This window comes from Vibrio sp. 1978, assembly GCF_033344345.1.
Genome location: NZ_JAWPOP010000011.1, coordinates 144,749 through 165,374, shown reverse-complemented (window position 1 = coordinate 165,374; position 20,626 = coordinate 144,749). Strand labels below are relative to the sequence as shown.

The 20,626-nt window shown below is 43.9% G+C and carries 21 protein-coding genes; 10 read left to right on the top strand and 11 right to left on the bottom strand.

Annotated elements, in window-relative coordinates:
• Positions 1 to 26: 26 nt before the first annotated feature.
• From R8N49_RS13105 to R8N49_RS13095, 3 genes are all read right to left on the bottom strand, one after another.
• A complete protein-coding gene (locus R8N49_RS13105) occupies positions 27 to 881 on the bottom strand; it encodes a co-chaperone YbbN (protein ID WP_033906924.1) in 855 nt (284 codons plus the stop codon).
• Between the two features lie 472 nt (positions 882 to 1,353).
• Positions 1,354 to 2,181 (bottom strand): SDR family oxidoreductase, encoded by an 828-nt coding sequence (locus R8N49_RS13100; RefSeq protein WP_017634824.1) that lies wholly within the window; start codon positions 2,179 to 2,181, stop codon positions 1,354 to 1,356.
• 44 nt (positions 2,182 to 2,225) lie between these two features.
• The gene (locus tag R8N49_RS13095) at positions 2,226 to 3,140 is read right to left on the bottom strand and encodes a TIGR01777 family oxidoreductase (protein ID WP_005382076.1); all 915 of its coding nucleotides are present in this window, start codon (positions 3,138 to 3,140) and stop codon (positions 2,226 to 2,228) included.
• Positions 3,141 to 3,394: 254 nt separating this feature from the next.
• Between R8N49_RS13095 and R8N49_RS13090 the strand changes: the two genes are divergently transcribed.
• From R8N49_RS13090 to yfcE, 6 genes are all read left to right on the top strand, one after another.
• A complete protein-coding gene (locus R8N49_RS13090) occupies positions 3,395 to 4,129 on the top strand; it encodes a DUF1538 domain-containing protein (RefSeq protein ID WP_005382077.1) in 735 nt (244 codons plus the stop codon).
• Positions 4,126 to 4,917 (top strand): DUF1538 domain-containing protein, encoded by a 792-nt coding sequence (locus R8N49_RS13085; RefSeq protein ID WP_186584426.1) that lies wholly within the window; start codon positions 4,126 to 4,128, stop codon positions 4,915 to 4,917. The genes R8N49_RS13090 and R8N49_RS13085 overlap by 4 nt, the downstream gene beginning before the upstream one ends.
• Entirely contained in the window at positions 4,907 to 5,257 is a 351-nt protein-coding gene (locus tag R8N49_RS13080) for a P-II family nitrogen regulator (RefSeq protein ID WP_005382084.1), read from the top strand. Before R8N49_RS13085 ends, R8N49_RS13080 begins: the two co-directional genes overlap by 11 nt.
• Positions 5,254 to 5,661, top strand: coding sequence for a CBS domain-containing protein (locus tag R8N49_RS13075; RefSeq protein ID WP_005382085.1), 408 nt, complete (start codon positions 5,254 to 5,256; stop codon positions 5,659 to 5,661). The genes R8N49_RS13080 and R8N49_RS13075 overlap by 4 nt, the downstream gene beginning before the upstream one ends.
• A gap of 149 nt (positions 5,662 to 5,810) precedes the next feature.
• A complete protein-coding gene (locus R8N49_RS13070; protein WP_005382086.1) occupies positions 5,811 to 6,020 on the top strand; it encodes a hypothetical protein in 210 nt (69 codons plus the stop codon).
• Between the two features lie 75 nt (positions 6,021 to 6,095).
• Positions 6,096 to 6,641, top strand: a complete 546-nt coding sequence (gene yfcE, locus R8N49_RS13065) for a phosphodiesterase (protein ID WP_047102892.1) — start codon at positions 6,096 to 6,098, stop codon at positions 6,639 to 6,641.
• 38 nt (positions 6,642 to 6,679) lie between these two features.
• Here the strand turns inward: yfcE and R8N49_RS13060 are convergent, their stop codons facing one another.
• The 4 genes from R8N49_RS13060 to R8N49_RS13045 are packed head-to-tail and all read right to left on the bottom strand — an operon-like array spanning position 6,680 to position 9,187.
• Positions 6,680 to 6,958: a SelT/SelW/SelH family protein gene (locus R8N49_RS13060; protein ID WP_186584425.1), complete on the bottom strand. Its 279-nt coding sequence runs from the start codon at positions 6,956 to 6,958 to the stop codon at positions 6,680 to 6,682.
• A 21-nt stretch (positions 6,959 to 6,979) separates the two neighbouring features.
• Positions 6,980 to 7,735, bottom strand: coding sequence for a sulfite exporter TauE/SafE family protein (locus tag R8N49_RS13055; protein WP_047102891.1), 756 nt, complete (start codon positions 7,733 to 7,735; stop codon positions 6,980 to 6,982).
• A 46-nt stretch (positions 7,736 to 7,781) separates the two neighbouring features.
• A complete protein-coding gene (gene toxS / locus R8N49_RS13050) occupies positions 7,782 to 8,297 on the bottom strand; it encodes a transmembrane regulator ToxS (protein WP_005382091.1) in 516 nt (171 codons plus the stop codon).
• Positions 8,298 to 8,308: 11 nt separating this feature from the next.
• A complete protein-coding gene (locus R8N49_RS13045) occupies positions 8,309 to 9,187 on the bottom strand; it encodes a transcriptional regulator (protein ID WP_005382092.1) in 879 nt (292 codons plus the stop codon).
• A 271-nt stretch (positions 9,188 to 9,458) separates the two neighbouring features.
• Between R8N49_RS13045 and htpG the strand changes: the two genes are divergently transcribed.
• From htpG to hemH, 3 genes are all read left to right on the top strand, one after another.
• Positions 9,459 to 11,363, top strand: coding sequence for a molecular chaperone HtpG (gene htpG, locus R8N49_RS13040; RefSeq protein ID WP_017819957.1), 1,905 nt, complete (start codon positions 9,459 to 9,461; stop codon positions 11,361 to 11,363).
• Between the two features lie 320 nt (positions 11,364 to 11,683).
• Positions 11,684 to 12,328 carry an adenylate kinase gene (gene adk / locus R8N49_RS13035; RefSeq protein ID WP_005382094.1) on the top strand — a complete coding sequence of 215 codons (645 nt, stop codon included), beginning with the start codon at positions 11,684 to 11,686 and terminating at the stop codon, positions 12,326 to 12,328.
• Between the two features lie 167 nt (positions 12,329 to 12,495).
• Entirely contained in the window at positions 12,496 to 13,458 is a 963-nt protein-coding gene (gene hemH / locus R8N49_RS13030) for a ferrochelatase (protein WP_064353706.1), read from the top strand.
• A gap of 49 nt (positions 13,459 to 13,507) precedes the next feature.
• Here the strand turns inward: hemH and R8N49_RS13025 are convergent, their stop codons facing one another.
• A complete protein-coding gene (locus R8N49_RS13025) occupies positions 13,508 to 14,896 on the bottom strand; it encodes a peptide MFS transporter (protein WP_005382097.1) in 1,389 nt (462 codons plus the stop codon).
• A gap of 333 nt (positions 14,897 to 15,229) precedes the next feature.
• Here R8N49_RS13025 and rfaH point away from each other — a divergent pair, with 333 nt between their 5' ends.
• The gene (gene rfaH, locus R8N49_RS13020) at positions 15,230 to 15,730 is read left to right on the top strand and encodes a transcription/translation regulatory transformer protein RfaH (RefSeq protein ID WP_005382098.1); all 501 of its coding nucleotides are present in this window, start codon (positions 15,230 to 15,232) and stop codon (positions 15,728 to 15,730) included.
• A 115-nt stretch (positions 15,731 to 15,845) separates the two neighbouring features.
• On the opposite strand, the gene asnB is transcribed toward rfaH, so the two are convergent.
• The 3 genes from asnB to nagC all read right to left on the bottom strand — a co-directional run bounded on the left by asnB (position 15,846) and on the right by nagC (position 20,626).
• Positions 15,846 to 17,510, bottom strand: a complete 1,665-nt coding sequence (asnB, locus tag R8N49_RS13015) for an asparagine synthase B (protein ID WP_005384979.1) — start codon at positions 17,508 to 17,510, stop codon at positions 15,846 to 15,848.
• Between the two features lie 230 nt (positions 17,511 to 17,740).
• A complete protein-coding gene (locus R8N49_RS13010; protein ID WP_005384981.1) occupies positions 17,741 to 19,330 on the bottom strand; it encodes a cation:proton antiporter family protein in 1,590 nt (529 codons plus the stop codon).
• 81 nt (positions 19,331 to 19,411) lie between these two features.
• Positions 19,412 to 20,626: a DNA-binding transcriptional regulator NagC gene (gene nagC, locus R8N49_RS13005; RefSeq protein WP_025766988.1), complete on the bottom strand. Its 1,215-nt coding sequence runs from the start codon at positions 20,624 to 20,626 to the stop codon at positions 19,412 to 19,414.

Genomic DNA, 20,626 nt, shown 5'->3' with positions numbered 1-20,626 from the left:
GTCTTATTCCTAGAAGAATGCGACGCTTAGTACAAAATTGAGTAAAGCTGGCGACGATATTTGCTTGCTAATGCGTTACCTTGACCTAGTGCACTGAGAATATCCATAAAAGTCTTCTTCACTTCACCGTCTTGGGCGCCCAAGTCTTTTTTAAGAATATTCCACAGCAGTTCCAACGCTTCTTCATCCCGACCAACTTGGTTGTATTGTACCGCCAATTCACAAGCGAGTTCGAAGTTTGCCATGTCTGCTGCGTATGCTTGTTCTAGTCGCTGTAATTCAGGGCTATCTGCAGCCTGCAAATGCAGCTCGAGCTTGGCTATTAGGCTCTTATAGTAGTTATCTTGATACTCGAGAGGGATAGCGTTCAGTAGTTCTTGGGCAATATCAAATTGTTTGGTTTCTAGCAAACAATCAGCCATCGCGAGTTTCACATCACCACGCTCTTGCAGCTCTGGCGGCAAAGTGTGGATGATGCTCAAAGCCTGAGCATGCTCACTTTGCTGAAGAAGTTCACTGACTTGTTTTAATAGTTGTTCATCTGGGCTTGGCAAATGCTTTTGTAGCATGGTGGCAATGGCATCAATTGGCTGGGGGCCTCCCAGACCATCGACGGCTTGACCATTTATAAACAGCGCGATAGTTGGCAATACTTGCACGCCAAATTGAGACGCTAAAGCGGGCTGAACTTCACAATTTAGTAGAGCAAGCGTAAATGCACCGTTGTACTGTTGAGCAAGAGATTGCAACTCAGGGAGTATCTGTGCGCTTTCTGGCTGAGCGTTGGCCCAAAAGTGGATCAAAACGGGCGTGTTCATTGAACCTTCAAGCGTTTCGCGAAAGTTCTGTTCTGTTATCTCAACGATAAATGGGGATTGCATCAGAGTATCCTTGCCTTGTGTCTTGTCGTTGATATTAGATATGGAGTTGATTTAGGTGAAATTCAAGCGACATTCACCATCAATAATGAATCATTCTATTTTGAGAAAACGTGAGGTAACAGAGTGAGGTTATTGCTGCTCAGGTGTTAGATAAAAAGAAAACGCTGCCGAAGCAGCGCAATTCTAATGCTATTTGTTAGTGCGGTATCAAAATAGGATGAACATGGTCAACACTACACCCACACTAAGCCAGTTAAGCTGATTTAATGTCATTGTTGCCTCACAGTAGTATAAACATTGCTACAAAACGTAATGGGTGGCGATACCAAATCTAAGCAACTCAATCACTTTGGGCGAAAGAATCCCCGCTGAATTGCGTAGAAATTGATTCGTTTAGTTGAGGTTTTTTTAACCTACATGTTCATAATGACATCACATTGTTACGATGAAATTACATTTCGACAAAACTTTTTTATGCAGCCTGTCGCAAAATTTTATCAAGTGCACGGGTTGGTAATAGTCTTTTCAAGACTGCGAATAATTTAGTCGGTGTAGTAATTCGATAACGAATTTTCGGTGAAACGCTAGTTAATGCATGAAGAACTGGTGCGATGCAAGACTCTGCAGGTAAAACAAATCGATTATTAGACTTGTCGTTGTTGAGTCGCTCTCTTTGTCCTTCATAAGCATGACGATGGGGGCTAGATTCAATATCAACCCACTTCTCAAAGGCTCGTAATGCATTGTTTCTAAATTGAGTTTCGATCGGTCCTGGTTCTATCAATGCCACTTTGATATTCGTATCCGCAAGCTCTAGCCTGAGCGTATCTGTCCAGCCTTCTAAGGCAAATTTTGATGCATTATAGGCACCACGGTATTTCATTGCGGCAAAACCAAGAACAGAGCTGTTTTGTATGATGCGTCCTTCGCCTTGCTGGCGCATATGAGGAAGCACCTCTCTGACCAACTGGTGCCAACCAAAAAAGTTGGTCTGAAATTGATCTTGAAGAGCCTCGGTGGGTAAGTCTTCCAGTGCTCCGGGCTGACCATAGGCACCATTATTGAACACTGCGTAAAGCTTACCTTCTGCTAACTCTAGCGCTTGCTTCACGCCCGAAGAAATGCTTTCTGGGCTATTTAGGTCTAGATTGATGCAGGTTAGCCCTTCATTAATTAGGCGCTGGACATCTTGTTCTTTCCTACAAGATGCAATGACATTAAATCCCTTGTTTTGTAGGGCGTGAGCGCACACGTAACCGATGCCGGTTGAACAACCCGTAATAAGAATCGACTTTTTCATAATTTAATTTAAGACTCAGAAACCTTGATTAGAGCCATCATTCATCAGCTCCGGTCATGAAGCAAGTGCTTGAGTGCTGGCTCTATTCTGGAGTAGCTAAATTTAAAGCCCAGTTCGGTGAGTTTTTTGGGTTTGGCTCTCATGCTATCAAACAATAAGCAGGAAGATTCTCCCATTAGGAGTTCCATCGCCCATTTAGGCGTGAACAAGATATGCGGACGTTTTAGCGTTTTAGCTAGTGTGCCGCTGAATATACGATTAGTCACAGGATGGGGGGCGCACATATTGAATGCACCGTGGGCATGTGGTGTTTCAAGCAAGTACATGATGGCGCGGACCATATCTAGGATGTGAATCCAAGGCATGTACTGATTACCGTTCCCGAGTGGGCCGCCTACGCCAAGCTTGTAAGGTAATAGCATTTTTGCCAACGCACCACCATTAAGGCCGAGTACCACGCCAGTTCTCAGTAGACAAACCCGTGTTTGTTCCGACTCTGCGCGCTTGGCTATTTGCTCCCACTTTGCACAAACCTCGTGAGGAAAGTCGTCGCTATTAACATGTAAGCACTCATCAAACGGATGGTCTTGTTGATCACCATAGTAGCCAACTGCCGAGCCACTAATAAAAACAGAGGGAGGTTCGGTACTTGCGTGGATCAGCTCAACAATTTGCTCGGTAATTTTCCAACGACTTTTGCAGATTTTTTCTTTTTGCTCGCTGGTCCACCTTTTATCCGCAATTGGCTCACCTGCAAGATTAATGACGGCATCAACGTGATTGAGATCGGCGAACGACTCGAGCGAGTCAAGGTATTCGATATTACCCAGATCAGCATGCTGTAGGCGTTGTTTTGCTCGCTCTGGAGAGCGTGTAAGTAGCATAACCTGGTGAGTTGATAGCAGCTTGAGCAACTCCGAGCCAATAAACCCAGTGCCACCTGTGAGTAATATCTTCATGTTATCTCTTTGAATGTACACGTATTAGAACATTATAGTCGTTTTGTGCTTAGCTTGATCATCTCAACACCATTATTTCTGGGATAGTGACAAGCTGGCAGAGATACTATTAACTTCACATATTAGAAAATATGTAACTAAATGTTATAGATGGCGCTAGTGCATTCACGGTAGAAGAGTGAAATCTATGCCAGACTAGAAGTTATCGCTCATTGGAATGGCGTAATCAGTTTGCATAATCAAGGAGGATAGGCATGGAAGCATTTGTTGCGCTTTTTCGAGCGCTCCTCAATAGTGCTCGTGACTTATTACCCATCATCATTGTTATCACTTTTTTCCAATTAGTCGTTTTGCAAGAGCCGCTGCCCAACCTGGTCTCCATTCTTTTTGGCTTGTTGCTTGTCGTTTTAGGATTAACCTTTTTTATCTTTGGCCTAGAACTTGGTCTTTTTCCTATCGGAGAGAGTATGGCTCAAGCCTTTGCAAAAAAAGGCAGCGTGTTTTGGTTATTAGTCTTTGCGTTTTGTTTGGGGTTTGGCACCACGATAGCTGAACCTGCATTAACCGCGGTAGCGGAAGAAGCCTCAGAAGTTGCGGCAGAGGGCGGAATGATCGCTAACTCAGAGCAGTCCATGCAGGATTACGGAGAAGGACTTCGAGTAACAGTAGCTCTCTCTGTGGGGATAGCCATCGTTATCGGCGTTTTGCGTATCTTAAAAGGGTGGCCGATTCATTACATGATCATTGGTGGCTACGTCGGCGTTGTAATACTGACGTGGTTTGCACCTGAAGCCATTATTGGCGTTGCTTACGATTCCGGAGGTGTAACCACGTCCACCATAACAGTACCTTTGGTCACTGCACTGGGTGTCGGTTTAGCGTCTTCTATTAAAGGGCGTAACCCTATGGTGGATGGCTTTGGTTTAATCGCTTTTGCCTCGCTGTTACCGATGATGTTTGTGATGGTTTACGGAATGGTCGTAACATGATTTCAATTGATCATTTCCTAGACACTTTATTATCGACCGTTAGAGACGTCGTTCCCATCGCCAGCATTATTTTTGGTTTTCAGTTAGCGGTGTTAAGGCGTCCTGTTAGCAACCTTAAGAAAGTTTTGCTTGGGTTCGTTTATGTGATTTTCGGGCTAGCTCTTTTTTTACTTGGATTAGAAATGGCGTTGTTTCCACTTGGGGAGACGATGGCTGTGCAATTAACGGCGCCGGAGTTTTTACAAGAGTTCAAAGTATCTGTAGGGAAAGCCTTAATGTGGGTCGACTATTATTGGGTTTACACCTTCGCCTTTTTTATAGGCTTTAGTACCACGATTGCAGAGCCTTCTTTAATCGCTGTAGCGATAAAAGCAAACCAAGTCTCTGGAGGCAGTATCAGTATTAACGGCTTGCGCGTAGCCGTTGCGTTTGGGGTAGCAATTGGTATTGCATTAGGGAGTTACCGGATTGTCGTGGGCGATCCCATTCATTATTACATCATCGCGGGTTACATCGTCGTTGTGATTCAAACGTTTTACGCTCCTAAGCTTGTTGTTCCACTCGCCTACGATTCTGGAGGCGTAACAACTTCTACCGTCACTGTCCCACTTGTAACTGCATTAGGGTTAGGGCTTGCTTCGACCGTCCCTGGAAGAAACCCAATGATTGATGGCTTTGGCTTGATCGCGTTTGCCAGTCTATTTCCTATGATCTCTGTGATGGGCTATGCGCAAATAACCCAGTGGCTGAATAAAAACGTCTCGGAGGAAGAAGAAAATGCGCTTTAAATTGATACTTGCGTTTGTTGAAGACAGCAAAACAGACAAGGTGCTGGACGCTGCACGCGATGCTGGTGCGACCGGTGCAACAGTGATTAACAATGCTCGCGGGCAAGGTTTAAATCAAAAGCGAACGTTTTTTGGTTTAACGCTAGAAGTGCAAAAAGATGTGCTGCTGTTTGTGGTCGAGGAACATCTCTCTCGACACATATTAGAAACCATTAATGAGGTTGGTGAATTTGACAGAGAGTCGGGACAGGGGATTGCTATTCAGATCGATATTGAAGATGCAGTCGGTGTCGCGCATCAAGTCGAGACATTGACCAAAGTGGTCGAGGATGAATTATGAGTGATCAAACGATAATTAGAGTTCGAGATGTTATGGCGGCAACGTATGTGATGGTTGATGGACTGATGACCGTATACGAAGGCATAACGCTAGCGAAAAAATACCAAGTCAAAGCGCTGGTGGTGAAAAAGCGAGATGATAATGATGAATATGGCATCGTGTTGATGAATGATATCGCCAAAAAGGTGCTGGCGAATAATCGTTCTCCTCAGCGCACAAATATTTATGAAATCATGACCAAGCCCGCTTTGTGTGTCGAACCAGATATGAACGTAAAATATTGTGCCCGTTTGTTTGAGCGATTTGGCATAAGCAGAGCGCCGGTCATTGAAAGTGGCGAGGTCATTGGGATGGTGAGTTATAACAATATTGTCATCAATGGTATGGTGCGAGAAGAAGTGTAATCGGTTGATATAAATGAAAAATCAACGAATTTTTTCTCAAGTCAGCGACTGTTACAAAGAACTAAAATATTTAATATATGTTAGGTTGCATATGTGTTAATTCACCATTATTCTTTGCGCCCTAAGCCTAATGTCGAGGAATCTGTATCATGCCTTTAGTCTCTTGCCCCGTGTGTGAGAAACAAATCTCAAAACGCGCTCATGCATGTCCAGGATGCGGAGAGCCCGATCCGCTGCACCATCTAGCCAAATCAAAATTTATGTCGATGGTGTTTTGGATACTGGTGTTGGTTGGAACAGCGTATGCAGCATGGTTCTATGTTTTGCCTATGGTCATTGAATCATTGCGCTATCAGTAGTATTCAAACCGTCGTAGGTTGAGCTGCTAAAAAAATGCCGTAGAATGACCTCATACTTTTTGAGGAGACGATGTCGTGAAACTATTTTTTGCCTCAGACCTGCATGGCTCTTTGCCAGCAACTAAAGAAACCATTGATCTATTTTTGGCTTCTGGTGCGCACCACCTGATTTTGCTAGGAGATACGCTAAACCATGGGCCGCGAAACCCTATTCCGGAAGGCTACAACCCTCCACAGGTAGCAGACTTATTGAACCAATACAGTGATCAAATTATTTCTGTACGTGGCAACTGTGATAGTGAAGTAGACCAAATGCTATTGAAGTTTCCAATGATGATGGATTACTCATGGGTGCTACTTGAATCTGGCAAGAGAATCTTTTTGACTCATGGTCACTTGTACAACTCTGAAAAACGGCCGCCACTGCGCGAAGGTGATATCATCGCCCACGGTCATACACATGTTCCCGTCGCAGAGATGCAAGATGGAGCCATTATATTCAACCCAGGCTCGATGACATTCCCACGTAATGGCTTACCGAGAAGCTTTGGTACTCTAGAAGGCAATAAGCTAACGGTAAAAACGCCAGAAGGCGAAGTATTAGCACAAACCATGATTTAACGGTTTTACTAAGTAAAAAATAGGGAGCGAATTGCTCCCTATTTTGTGTCTGAATGTCCTAAATCGCGTTCTGGGTCGATAATGTCTCTTACGCGCTGTTTTAGCACCTTGGCTTCAGGAAAGCCGTTGTCTTTTTTCCGTTCCCAAATTTGCTGGCCATTACAGAAAATTTCGAAGCGACCACCTGTGTCTGGGTGTAAGCTGATTGTTTCTATTTCTTCACTAAAAGTATGCAGTAATTCTTGCGATAGCCAAGTTGAACGTAACATCCAGTTGCACTGGCGGCAGTAATAAATATCAATGATTGCTTTATCCATGAAACTTTCCTTTTAATCTTTTTAAACCAGCAACTTGATGCCCACCGCAAACGTGAGAATTTCGAATGCAACTTTAATCACTCTGTTGCTGTATCGAGTCGCGGCCCATGCGCCTAAACTGCCGCCTAGAAAAGAGCTTAACAATAAAACAGGTAACCAAGCCCAGTGAATAGGCGCCCCTGCCTGTACGACGGCAATGCCTCCAATGCCATTCCAAAACAGGCCGACACAAATCATGGTGTAAGCAACGGCTTGTTTGTAGTCGTAACCAAACCAGCGCACCAAAAATAGTGTCACGAGCAAACCAGAACCTGCGGTAAGAGATCCGTTAATGATGCCGATAAACAGTAAGCCAATTCCACCGATAACCCAACCGATAGGATGACGGTTACGTATTACTTCAGCTTGGCCTAGCGATGTCTTAAATCGCGAGTAGATACCTAGCGCTAGGATCATCGTGCCGAGCATCTTTTCCGCGATACCATCAGGGATCTGTACAATTAAGTTAGCCCCTAAAATCACGCCAATACTACCGGACAAGATAAGGTAGAGCGCGATTTTCCATTTAATAGTGCCTGATCTTAAATGCGTGCTTGCTGCGCCTAAGCCTAAAGCGACCGAAGCCACCTTATGTGTGCCTAGCGCAACGGAGAACGGTAAGCCGAGAAAGATGAGTAAAGGGAATTGAAGCAAGCCTGCTCCGCCACCGGAAAGTGAAGCCAGCGTGTTGGCGATTAGTGAACCGAAAAAGAGAGTAGTGGTATCTAGCCAATCCATAAGCAAAACAAAGGGGGCGTCTTGCCCCCTTATCATCCAATCAAAATTAGTTTTTAAACAGTACCGAAGAACCGTGGTTCAAGCTAGTGAGCAAGAGTGTTTTTTCGTTCACGACGTCAATACGACGACTTTGCTCCGCATCTAGCTTAAAAATTTGAGTAATCAAACGTAGCTGTGCTTCGGAAAAGTCTTTTGATTGAGAAGATGAAATATCTTTAAACTCCGAAGGCGAGACCAACAAATAGTTGTCACTTACTTCCCAGCGGCCTTTTTCCGAGATATTTATCGTTGATTCTGCGGTTGAACCTTGAGCGAATAGTTTTATATTTGCTACGCGAATATAGTCACCATTAGGGAGATATTTCACGTTTGATTCAACATTAACTCGGCGTAGTGGGCCGACAGTATCGTCAGGCAAGCTGTCTGTAATGACTGTCACCATGGTCGACTGCCATTCGTTTGCTGTGAGGAGCTGCTCCACTTTTAGGTCACTTCCCCAATACAACCAACTACTGAAAAGAACGGATACGGCCAAAACCGCAGATGCTAATTTAATCTTCATATTGGCCTCCTTTATTTGCAGATGTCTGTTGGATCGTTTTGACCTGCGAAAATACGCAGTGTTACGTTCTCGTAAGAGTGGTTACTGTCATGAATGTAGTTCAGAATCAGCTGGTTATTTTGTCCACCAGTGGCAATCACTTCCACTGGCAACGAGTCTTCTGCATGGTGCTTCACGTAGCGCTCAATGCATTGCTCTATTGAAGGCAACCAGTTGTTGATTTGAGGGTGATTTACAGGTGTCATCACCGGTACACTTTGATACTCACCAATCTGACGGAATTGGGATTCCGCAGGGTTCGTGAATAACAATACGCAAACAGGAAGCAGCAGAGACAAAAAGATAATGACACGCGGTAGCCAGTTAATCGTGTTAGATGCTGGCTTCGGCTGAGTTTTAGTCGGCTCTACTTGAGGCTCAAGATCAGCAGTAGTATCGGTCACTATCTCTGTTGGTGGTGTATCGCTCGCTTCTAACTCCACTGCTGGCGCTTCTTGTTCAGAAGCGGTTTCTTCAACGTCAGTGTTAGAGTCAGTAGAAAATGGGCTCAAGCGTTCCACTGAACAAATGAGTTGGTAGCCACGTTTAGGTACCGTTTTAACAAACTCTGGAGATTTTGTTGAATCCTTCAACATCTTACGCAGAGTAGAAATCGCTTGAGTCAGGCTTGAGTCATCCACCTCAAAACCTTGCTCACGCCAAACAAACTCGTGAAGCTCGTTACGGGTTAAAACTTCGTTTGGTCTCTCTGCCAACATCAGAAGTATACGGCTTTCGTTGCTTCCTAATCGTACAACGTCGTTGCCGTTTTGTTGGTCAGCGAGCGAATTACTATTTGGATCAAAGGTGAACCTTTGAGCAAGTAGAAATTTGGTGCCAATGTTAGTCATTTAGTTCTTCTTAGATGGATGATGTTGTAATTATGGTGATTTATGTCACAAAATTACCGGGGCGCTTGGAGTGCGCACGACATTTTAGATGCTTTTAGACGGGTAGGATAATTAAAATTTTCTAAAAAAACACCGTTTTTAGCAATATTGACCTTGAATTTACATTTGTCAGCCACATGTTAAATGACACCTCGGTAAGGTGATTTCAAGGGGAAAGTCACAAACTTGTCCCTATGAAAAAGCCAATTAGTTTAGATGTTATGGAGCACACATGAGCGAAACCGTATCTCAAAATAAAGAAACTCGTGGTTTTCAATCAGAAGTAAAACAACTACTGCATTTAATGATCCATTCTCTTTATTCAAATAAAGAGATCTTTTTGCGCGAGCTGATCTCTAACGCATCAGATGCATCAGACAAACTGCGCTTTCAGGCGTTATCTAACCCAGATCTATACGAAGGTAATGCAGACCTTTGCGTGAAACTGTCGTTTGATGAAAGCGCAAATACCTTAACCATTTCTGATAACGGTATCGGTATGAGCCGTGATGATGTGATTGAGCACTTAGGAACAATCGCAAAATCTGGTACAGCTGAGTTTTTCTCAAAGCTATCTGAAGAGCAGAGCAAAGACTCTCAGCTTATTGGTCAGTTTGGTGTTGGTTTCTACTCGGCATTTATCGTTGCTGACGCCGTTACCGTGCGCACTCGCGCTGCGGGTCTAGCCGCTGATGAAGCGGTACAATGGCACTCAGCGGGTGAAGGTGAGTACACCATCGAAAACATTACCAAAGAGTCACGTGGTACCGACATCATTCTTCATATGCGTGAAGAGGGTAAAGAGTTTTTGAATGAGTGGCGTCTACGTGACGTTATCAGTAAGTACTCTGATCACATCGGCATTCCTGTTTCAATCCAAACTGTCGTTCGTGATGACGAAGGCAAGGAAACAGACGAGAAGAAGTGGGAGCAAATCAACAAAGCCCAAGCACTGTGGACGCGTAACAAATCTGATATTTCAGAAGAAGAGTATCAAGAGTTCTACAAACACGTATCACATGACTTTGCCGATCCCTTGGTCTGGAGTCATAACCGTGTAGAAGGTAAAAACGACTACACGAGCTTACTATACATCCCATCGAAAGCACCTTGGGATATGATGAACCGCGACCACAAATCAGGCTTGAAACTATACGTACAGCGCGTATTCATTATGGACGATGCAGAGCAATTTATGCCGTCATACTTACGCTTCGTACGTGGTTTAATAGACTCAAACGATTTACCGCTAAACGTATCACGTGAGATCTTACAAGACAATAAAGTGACTCAGTCTCTACGTAATGCTTGTACTAAGCGCGTGCTAACGATGCTCGAGCGTATGGCCAAGAATGACGAAGAGAAATACCAATCATTCTGGAAAGAGTTTGGTCTTGTGATGAAAGAGGGCCCTGCGGAGGACTTTGCAAACAAAGAGAAAGTTGCAGGTTTATTGCGCTTTGCTTCAACTGAAGTGGACTCTTCTGAGCAAACTGTGGGCTTGGCGTCTTACGTTGAGCGCATGAAAGAAGGTCAAGATAAGATCTACTACTTGACGGCAGACAGCTATGCAGCTGCGAAAAACAGCCCTCACTTAGAACAGTTCAAAGCGAAAGGCATTGAAGTTATCTTGATGTACGACCGCATTGATGAGTGGCTGATGAACTACTTAACTGAGTTTGATGGTAAACAGTTCCAGTCAATCACTAAAGCTGGGCTTGATCTAAGTCAGTTTGAAGATGAAGCAGAAAAAGAGAAGCAAAAAGAAACCGAAGAAGAGTTTAAGTCGGTTGTAGAGCGCACGAAGTCTTACCTAGGCGATCGTGTGAAAGAAGTTCGTACGACCTTCAAACTCGCATCTACGCCTGCTGTTGTGGTAACGGACGATTACGAAATGGGCACTCAAATGGCGAAGCTTCTTGCGGCAGCTGGTCAAGCTGTGCCGGAAGTGAAATACATCTTTGAGCTAAACCCTGAGCACGAATTGGTTAAGCGTATGGCTGACGAAGCCGATGAAGAAGCGTTTGGTCGCTGGGTTGAAGTTCTGCTTGGTCAAGCAATGCTAGCGGAGCGAGGCTCTATTGAGGATCCAACAGAGTTCTTAGGAGCCGTTAATCAACTTTTGACTAAGGTGTAATAACCTCTGCAAATCAAAAAGCTCGCATTTCGCGAGCTTTTTGTTTGTTGTCGCAAAATTTTGCATCTCAAGTGCTGAGTTAATAATCAATAGGGCGTGAAAGAGGGTACTGTTAACATTCTTTAGTCTTAATACACTCTTTGCTCAGAGAACCTGTGATAGAATCTGCGACTTGAATGTGAGTAATAAGGCGTGTATTTTTGCTCGCCTATATACGTTATACCGAAACTTATCGTTGCAGGTGCTTCTCAGGTTTGATGTCTAAGAGGTCAGCTATTGTGAGCTTCGGTATAAATCTTAAATATTAAAGAGGATAAATCATGCGCATCATTCTTCTAGGTGCTCCAGGTGCAGGTAAAGGCACACAAGCAAACTTCATCATGGAAAAATACGGTATTCCACAAATCTCTACTGGTGATATGCTTCGTGCTGCTATCAAAGCAGGTACAGAGCTTGGTAAACAAGCTAAAGCTGTTATTGACGCTGGTCAGCTAGTTTCTGATGAAATCATCCTTGGTCTTATCAAAGAGCGCATCGCTCAAGAAGACTGTGCAAACGGTTTCCTACTAGATGGTTTCCCACGTACTATCCCTCAAGCTGACGGCCTAAAAGAAATGGGCGTAGACGTAGACTACGTTATCGAATTTGACGTTGCAGACGATGTGATTGTTGAGCGTATGGCTGGTCGTCGTGCTCACCTTCCTTCTGGTCGTACTTACCACGTGGTTTACAACCCGCCTAAAGTGGAAGGTAAAGATGATGTAACTGGTGAAGATCTTGTTGTTCGTGATGACGACAAAGAAGAAACAGTACGTGCTCGTCTAGGTGTTTACCACGAGCAAACTGCACCGCTAATCAACTACTACGGCAAAGAAGCTGAAGCAGGAAAGACTAAGTACCTTAAGTTTGATGGTACTAAGCAAGTAGCTGAAGTTAGTGCGGATATCGAGAAAGCACTATCTTAATTTGCTGAAGTCAAAAATTTAATATTTTGATATATTGAAAGCGGCCCAAGTGGTCGCTTTTTTTAGTTTACTCGTAAACATATATCTAATTAACTTCAGCTCGGCTATTCGTTACTTCGAGGTTACTTAAATATATGAACCAAGCCGTTTACCATGAATAGGATGTTATGAAAGAGAATAATAAACAGGGTGTACTCCTAGTTAACCTGGGAACTCCTGACGCACCAACCGCTCCTGCCGTAAAGCGCTTTTTAAGTCAGTTTCTTCATGATCACCGAGTGGTAGACATGACTCGATGGCTTTGGTGTCCACTATTGCACGGCGTTATCCTTCCTATCCGAGCTCCTAAAGTTGCCAAACTCTATCAATCAGTATGGATGGAAGAGGGCTCGCCGTTGATGGTGTACTCTAAACGCCAAACGGAAAAGTTGGCACAAAAGCTTGATATACCTGTAGAGCTTGGTATGACGTATGGTAACCCAAGTTTGCAATCAGGCTTTGAAGCCCTATTGGCGCAAGGCGTTGATGAAGTCATTGTTTTACCGTTGTATCCGCAATACTCGGGCACAACAACGGCAGCGGTTTCTGACGGAATCACTAAAGCATTTAAGAACCTGCCTGTGATGCCAGGCTTTAGCTTTATTCGTGATTATTACAATCACCCGAAATATATTGAAGCGTTAGCGCATTCAGTTCGTGAACATTGGCAAAAGAATGGTCAGGGAGATTACCTGCTGTGTTCTTATCATGGTATTCCAAAACGTTATGCTGACAATGGTGATGTTTACCCACAGCATTGTGAAGAGACGACTCGCTTGCTTGGGAAAGCGTTAGGTTTAAGCGAACAACAAATTGGCATGACGTATCAGTCCCGATTTGGGAGAGAAGAGTGGCTTCAACCTTATACCGATAAGACCCTAGAGGCACTTCCTGCAAAGGGTGTGAAAAATATTAATGTTGTGACCCCTGCATTTTCTTCAGATTGTTTAGAGACGTTGGAAGAGATCTCGGAAGAGTGTAAAGAGATTTTCCTTGAAGCAGGTGGTGAAAACTTTACCTACATCCCTTGTTTGAACGATAGTGAACTTCATATCGAGATGATGGTTGAGTTAGTTCAATCTAAACTTTAGATACAAAAAAGGGTCGCAATAGCGACCCTTTCTACGTTTAGTTGAGCGATCAAGCAACTTGTACTTGCTGCTCTTCTACTTGCTCTGCCGTGCTGTGCGTATTTTCAGCGCCATGCATCCAGCGAACGAGTGTATTAGAGAATAGGAGCAAAATTACGCCACTTACGGTTGCGCTGACCGCAATACCACTAAAGATAGCCATAGCGCCTAACTCGCCTACGTGAGAACCCACATAGCCCGCAACATAGTTAGCAATCGCATTACAGCCAAACCATGCACCCATCATAAGTGAAGCTAAGCGAAGCGGTGCTAATTTAGTCACCAATGAAAGACCAATTGGAGATAAACACAGCTCGCCTAATGTGTGGAAGAAGAAAGCGCCGACCAACCATAACATCGATGTTTTTACTGTTGTATCTCCACCTTGTTCTAGCACTGCGCCAACCATACAAAGGAAACCAATCGCTAAGAAAAATAGTGCCATTGCAAATTTCACTGGCGAAGTGGGTTCACGTTTACCCAATTTTACCCAAAGGACAGCCAGAACTGGCGCTAGAGTAATAATGAAAAATGGGTTTAGTGATTGGAACCACGCAGCAGGAACTTCAAAACCACCAATCATGCGATCAGTATATTGTTGAGTGTAGATGTTCATCAGGCCACCTGCTTGTTCAAAGCCTGCCCAGAAGACAATAGTGAATAAGCTCATGACCAGAATTACTTTTAGTCGATTCACTTCTTCTTTGGTGAGTGGCTGCTTCGTGGTGGCGTTTTTGTTATTTAGATCTCGTTTCGCCGCTGGTTCGCGGCCAATATCACCAAGCCATGATTGAGCCAGTACCATTTGCATCACTAGGCTAACCAGCATACCCACACCAGCGGCAACAAAGCCAGCTTTCCAACCGTAAGAGGTTGTCACAGAGCCAGAAACGACGCCGGCAAGTAATGCACCTAAGTTGATACCCATATAAAAGATAGTGAATGCGCCGTCACGACGGTTGTCACCTTCTTGATAAAGGTCGCCAACCATGGTTGAGATATTTGGCTTAAAGAGACCGTTACCAGTGATAAGTAGGCCAAGACCTAAATAGAAACTGTGTAGCGAACCAATACCTAAAGCATCAGCAGGAAGTGCAAGAGTAAACTGGCCGATGGCCATTAACGCGCCACCAAGCAAAATTGAGCGACGTTGACCTAAATAGTTATCTGCTAGGTAACCACCGATAAGAGGCGTGATATACACAAGCCCTGTGTATATGCCGTATAGGTCTAATGCGTCTTTGGTTGACCAGCCAAGGCCGCCATTCATTGTTGTATCAGTAAGGTAAAGCACGAGAATGGCACGCATTGCGTAGTAAGAAAAGCGTTCCCACAGTTCTGTACCGAACAATAAGAACAGGCCACGTGGATGACCAAAATATTGATGTTGGTTTGACATAAGCTCTTCTAATAATAGTTATTACATTTTTTAACGACTTCTACGTATACAATGCAATTCAACGAGTGACAAATAATAAAATTTTGCCATTCAACTATTTTTGTTTGTTAAGTGGCTGTTTTTGATTAGATTTGCAGATTATATGATGGTGTATTGGTTGTGTTACAAACTTAATTTCCATTTTTGCCTATGGACTTCTTTATCGTAAGTTGCTGAAAAATGTCGTTAATGCGAGCGATGTATAATCATACTTTTATAGATAAACTGAATATCAATGACTCAACTTTGGCTTAATGCTAGGATAAAAACAAAATAGAATTGGCTAGTAAAAAGATGAAACGTTGGTATCTACTTTATTGTAAACGTGGGGAGCAGGTTAGGGCGAAACAACACCTTGAAAATCAAGGTGTAGAGTGCTTTTATCCAACTGTAGAAGTTGAGAAGATTTTGCGCGGTAAAAGACAAAAAGTCGAGGAACCGCTGTTTCCTTGTTACGTATTCGCTTACTTTGATTATGAGCAAGGGCCAAACTTCACCTCAGTCCGCTCTACTCGAGGTGTTGTTGACTTTGTGCGTTTTGGTGCTCAACCGAAAGAAGTTCAAGGTGACTTGGTCTTCGAATTGATGCAGCTAGAAAAGTGTTGTAATGACAATACCGTTTCTGAATGTATGCCAAAACCAGGCGATCAAATTAGAGTTAAAAGCGGTCAATTTGCGGGCATAGATGCCATCTTCCAAGAACAAGATGGTGAGAAACGCTCAATTATGCTAGTTCAGATGATTACCAAGCGTGTGCCTGTCAGCATAGACAATAGTGATTTAGATTTAAAATAGCCTAATTCCATCAAACATAAAAAGAGGTGCAAAAGCACCTCTTTTTGATCGTATCTAATTTTTTGTCTGTTTTAAAAGGGTTGGACGAACCAACCCTTATCTTTATCGTAGAGAATTAGTATGAGTCGTTGTGAACGGTCTGTACTGCACGACCTGATGGGTCAACACAGTTTTGGAACGATTCATCCCATTCAATCGCCTTCGCTGAAGAACACGCTACTGAAGGGCCTCCTGGTACACACTCTGCTGCTGATGGAAGTGGGAATAACTCTTCAAAGATTTCACGGTACACGTAGCCTTCTTTTGTCGTTGGCGTGTTGTATGGGAATCGATATTGAGCTGTTTCCATCTGCTGGTCTGTCACTTTCTGTTCTGCTACTTCTTTCAGCGTATCGATCCAGCTGTAGCCAACGCCATCAGAGAACTGCTCTTTTTGACGCCATGCGATCGATTCTGGCAGGTAGTGCTCGAAGCACTCACGAAGGATGTGTTTCTCCATTTTACCGTTGCCACACATCTTGTCTGCTGGGTTCAAGCGCATTGCTACATCAATGAACTCTTTATCTAGGAAAGGTACGCGTCCTTCAACTCCCCATGCTGCCAGCGACTTGTTAGCACGAGCACAGTCGAACATGTTCAGAGCAAGCAGTTTACGCACAGTCTCCTCGTGGAACTCTTTCGCGTTTGGCGCTTTGTGGAAGTAAAGGTAGCCACCAAAGATTTCGTCAGCGCCCTCACCAGACAATACCATCTTGATACCCATCGCTTTGATCTTACGACCCATTAAGAACATAGGTGTTGATGCGCGGATAGTCGTCACGTCATACGTTTCAATGTGGTAAATCACGTCACGAATCGCGTCCAAACCTTCTTGAATCGTGTACGTCATTTCGTGGTGAACGGTACCAATTTGGTCGGCAACTTCGCGAGCGGCTTTCAGGTCAGGCGCGCCTTCTAGGCCAACAGCAAAAGAGTGCAGTTGAGGCCACCAAGCTTCAGACTTTTCATCATCTTCAATACGCATCGCTGCAAAGCGTTTTGCTACCGCAGATGTAATAGAAGAATCTAGACCGCCCGAAAGAAGTACACCGTAAGGCACGTCAGTCATTAGTTGGCGTTTAACAGCCGCTTCTAGCGCTTCAGTCAATTCTTCTTTGCTAGTGCTGTTACCTTGTACTGCTGCGTACTCGTTCCAGTCACGAACATAGTAACGTGTTGGCTCAGTATCTTTAGAGCTGTAATAGCTACCAGGAGGGAATTCACTTACTGTTTTACATACTGGAACAAGAGCCTTCATCTCTGATGCCACATAGTAGTTACCATGCTCATCGTGACCTTGATAAAGAGGGATAATACCAATATGGTCACGTCCGACTAAATACTCATCTTTTTCTTCGTCGTAGAGCACAAAAGCGAAAATACCGTTTAGTTCTTCAAGGAGATCTGCACCCATATCTTGGTAAAGTGCAAGAATGACTTCACAGTCTGAATCGGTTTGAAATTCGTACTTTCCTTCGTAACGAGCACGAATTTCTTTATGGTTGTAGATTTCACCATTGACGGCAAGGATGAGCTTCTTATCAGGGCTGTATAGCGGCTGTGCACCACTATTTAGACCAACAATCGCCAAGCGCTCGTGCGCTAAAATAGCACGCTCTGAAGAGTAAATCCCAGACCAGTCTGGGCCACGGTGACGAAGTTTTTTCGACATCTCTAATGCGATAGGGCGCAATGCGGCTGCATCGCTTTTAATGTCTAAAATGCCAAATACTGAACACATACTACATCCTTACTAAACTAAACAATTTCTAATCGGTATGGTTTAAATTTGCCATTACTAATAAAAAAAGCAACGTTTTGTGATTAAAAAAATGATAAAAGGCCTTGTTGTATGGAAAATATTTAACTCAACCGTTGTTTTGGTGAATGAGATCAAGGTTTGGTATAAAAACTATACAAAAAAGGCTTTCTATCAATAGAAAGCCTTCCGAAAAATATCAGTGCTGTTGCTTATTTAATTGGTGTGAATTTAGGTTGAAGTTGTTTACAGACGTGTCGAGCAAAACCGCTACCAGCTTCACTATAAATATTGAATGCTGCGTCAACGCCATTTTCAAGTAAGCCTTCCAATTGATCTGGGTATTCGGCGATAGCGGCAATTTGCCCCTTATATTTTCTGCGTTTAAGCTGCTCAAGTGCTGTTTGGTTTCCTTGGTGATGTGGCATTGCAAGCAGAACCAGTTTTACATGACCTGTATCTAAAATTCGCTCCCAGAAATCCGGGTCGGTGGCATCACCAGAAATCACATTTCTTCCTTCTGAACGATGATGATGTGCAGCGTCTTCACGAATTTCTATACCCAATGAAATTTTGCCATAGCGTGAACGTAGCTCATCATAAGCGCCCGTTCCAATACGCCCCATACCTAAGATCAATACTTGGGCATGACCTGGGTTGATGAGTTGGTCGCGTTGATTGAGCTTTTCTACCGCTGTCTCTTGCAGCCACTTACCTGAATGTTGATAAATTTTATGGCTAAGGCGGTTAAGTGGCGCGGAAATTACAAAGGATACCGACACCGCAACCGCAATCGCAGCAAGCATATCACTTGGCATCCAGCCCATTTTATAGGCCAACCCAGCAACAATAAGACCAAACTCACTGTAGTTAAATAGTGATAAAGAGGCGAGCAAAGAGGTACGTACTCGAAACTTAAAATGATTAATAGTGACGAAGTACAAGAGTCCTTTGATTGGTAGCAGTAAGATAAATAGCAGGGCGAGAACGACGCCATTCACGCTCAATGAGGCGGATAAACCAATGTTCAAAAAGAAGCAGACTAAAAAGAGCTCCTTCATATTGAATAATGACTTGGATAGTTCTGAGGCTTTTGGGTGACCTGCGAGTAGCATGCCTAAAATTAGCGCGCCCAAGTCTGGTTTCATCCCGACCAACTCGAATAGCCCAGCACCGACAACAAGCGCGAAGAAAATACCGAATAGCACCAGCATTTCGCCGTGGCCAACTTTATCGAGCAGCTTATAGAATAGGGGACGAAGGAAAGGCAGTGCGAACAAACCGATGGCATACCATTCTGGGACTTTTCCGGTTGAAGCAGTCAGGAATACTACGGCAAAAATATCTTGCATAACCAAGATACCGATCGCGAGTGTGCCGTAGGTCGCGTTCATTTCGCCTTTTTCTTGCAATGCTTTTACGGCAAAAACGGTACTAGAGAACGATAGTGCAAAAGCTAAAAGCAGGATTTGGCTGCCGTCCATACTGGCTAGCGAAGTCAAGCCCAGTAGTTTTAAGCCGGATAACGCTAGGGCAAAAAAAGCGGTAGAGAGTATGTTGTGGGCGGTTGCCCCTCCCCATATTTCTTTGGACAGCAGGGTTTTTACATCGAGTTTGAGTCCAATAGTAAACAGAAGAAGAGTAACACCAAGATCTGCGAGAGTGACAATAACGTCATTGCTTTGGTAACCAAATGCATGCAAGCCAAATCCAGCTAGTAGAAAACCAACGAGGGGAGGGAGGCTGCATTTAAGCGCAATAAAACCAGCTAAAAAAGCGGCTGTAATTAGAATAATTTCCATACTGTTGAGCTGTATTCCTGATATACAAAAACGGGCTGTGAAAACACAGCCCGAGATTGTAACTCAATTGGTTGTATAAACTTAGTCTTCCAGTAACTTTTGTAACAAAACTCCGTTTAGCATAGCGCGTTTAATCATCGCAAATGCGCCCATCGTTGGCTGCTTATCAATGTGAGAAGCCACGATAGGGAGGTCGTTATGGAAAGTTTTAAGAGATTGATTCTCTACGTTGCGTTGAATTGCAGGGAAAACAATATCTTGTGCTGCAGTAATATCGCCAGCAATTACAATTTTCTGTGGATTAAATAAGTTAACCGTAATCGCAATCGCTTTACCTAGCTGGTTGCCCACTCGCACTAAACTCTGTTTCGCAAGTTCATCACCATTCATTGCGTGCTGACATACCGCTTCAATTGTGATGTTTTCAAGGTCGGTTAAGCTTGATTCGTATCCTTGAGTAATCAGTTGCTTCACTCGTTGAATAATCGCTGGGTTTGCAGCTACGGTTTCTAAACAGCCAAAGTTTCCACATTGGCATTGCTCACCAAGCGGGTCAATTTGGATATGACCAATTTCACCGACGTTGCGGTTAAAACCAAGAAAAACCTGGCCGTTAACGATAATACCTGCGCCAGTACCGCGGTGGACGCTAACCAAAATAGAATCCTGGCAGTCTTGGCTTGCTCCAAAGTAGTGCTCAGCCAACGCCATGCCACGTACGTCGTTGCCAACAAAGCATGCTGTATTAAACTTCTCTCCAACAATTTCACCGAGAGCAAGATTATCGATATCGGTATTAGGCATGTATTCGACCACGCCAGTTGTTGGGTTAACAAGGCCCGGTAAAGTGATGCCGATAGCGATGAGTTGATCAATTTTGTCTTCGCAACGGTTTACGAAATCTTTTAATAAATCGATAAGTCCTGCGATTAAGTCTGCTTGGTTAGTGTAGTGCAGTTCATGCTGATCTTCTGCCAGCGCGGTACCACCTAAATCGTATAAACTGAACTGTACGTAATCTCGACCTAAGCGAACGGCAATCGAATGAAAAGGTTTGACTTCAGTAGTCAAAGAGATCGCACGACGACCACCAGTTGAAGCTTGTTGGGCGACCTCCTTAATAAGGCCGCGCTCTAAAAGTTGGCGGGTTATTTTGGTAACACTAGCAGGCGCGAGCTGACTCACGTCCGCGACTTGAATACGGGAGATAGGACCTTGCTGATCAATCAGCCTATATACCGCAGCGCTGTTAAGCTGTTTTACTAAATCTACATTACCAATCTGTCCGCCATTCAT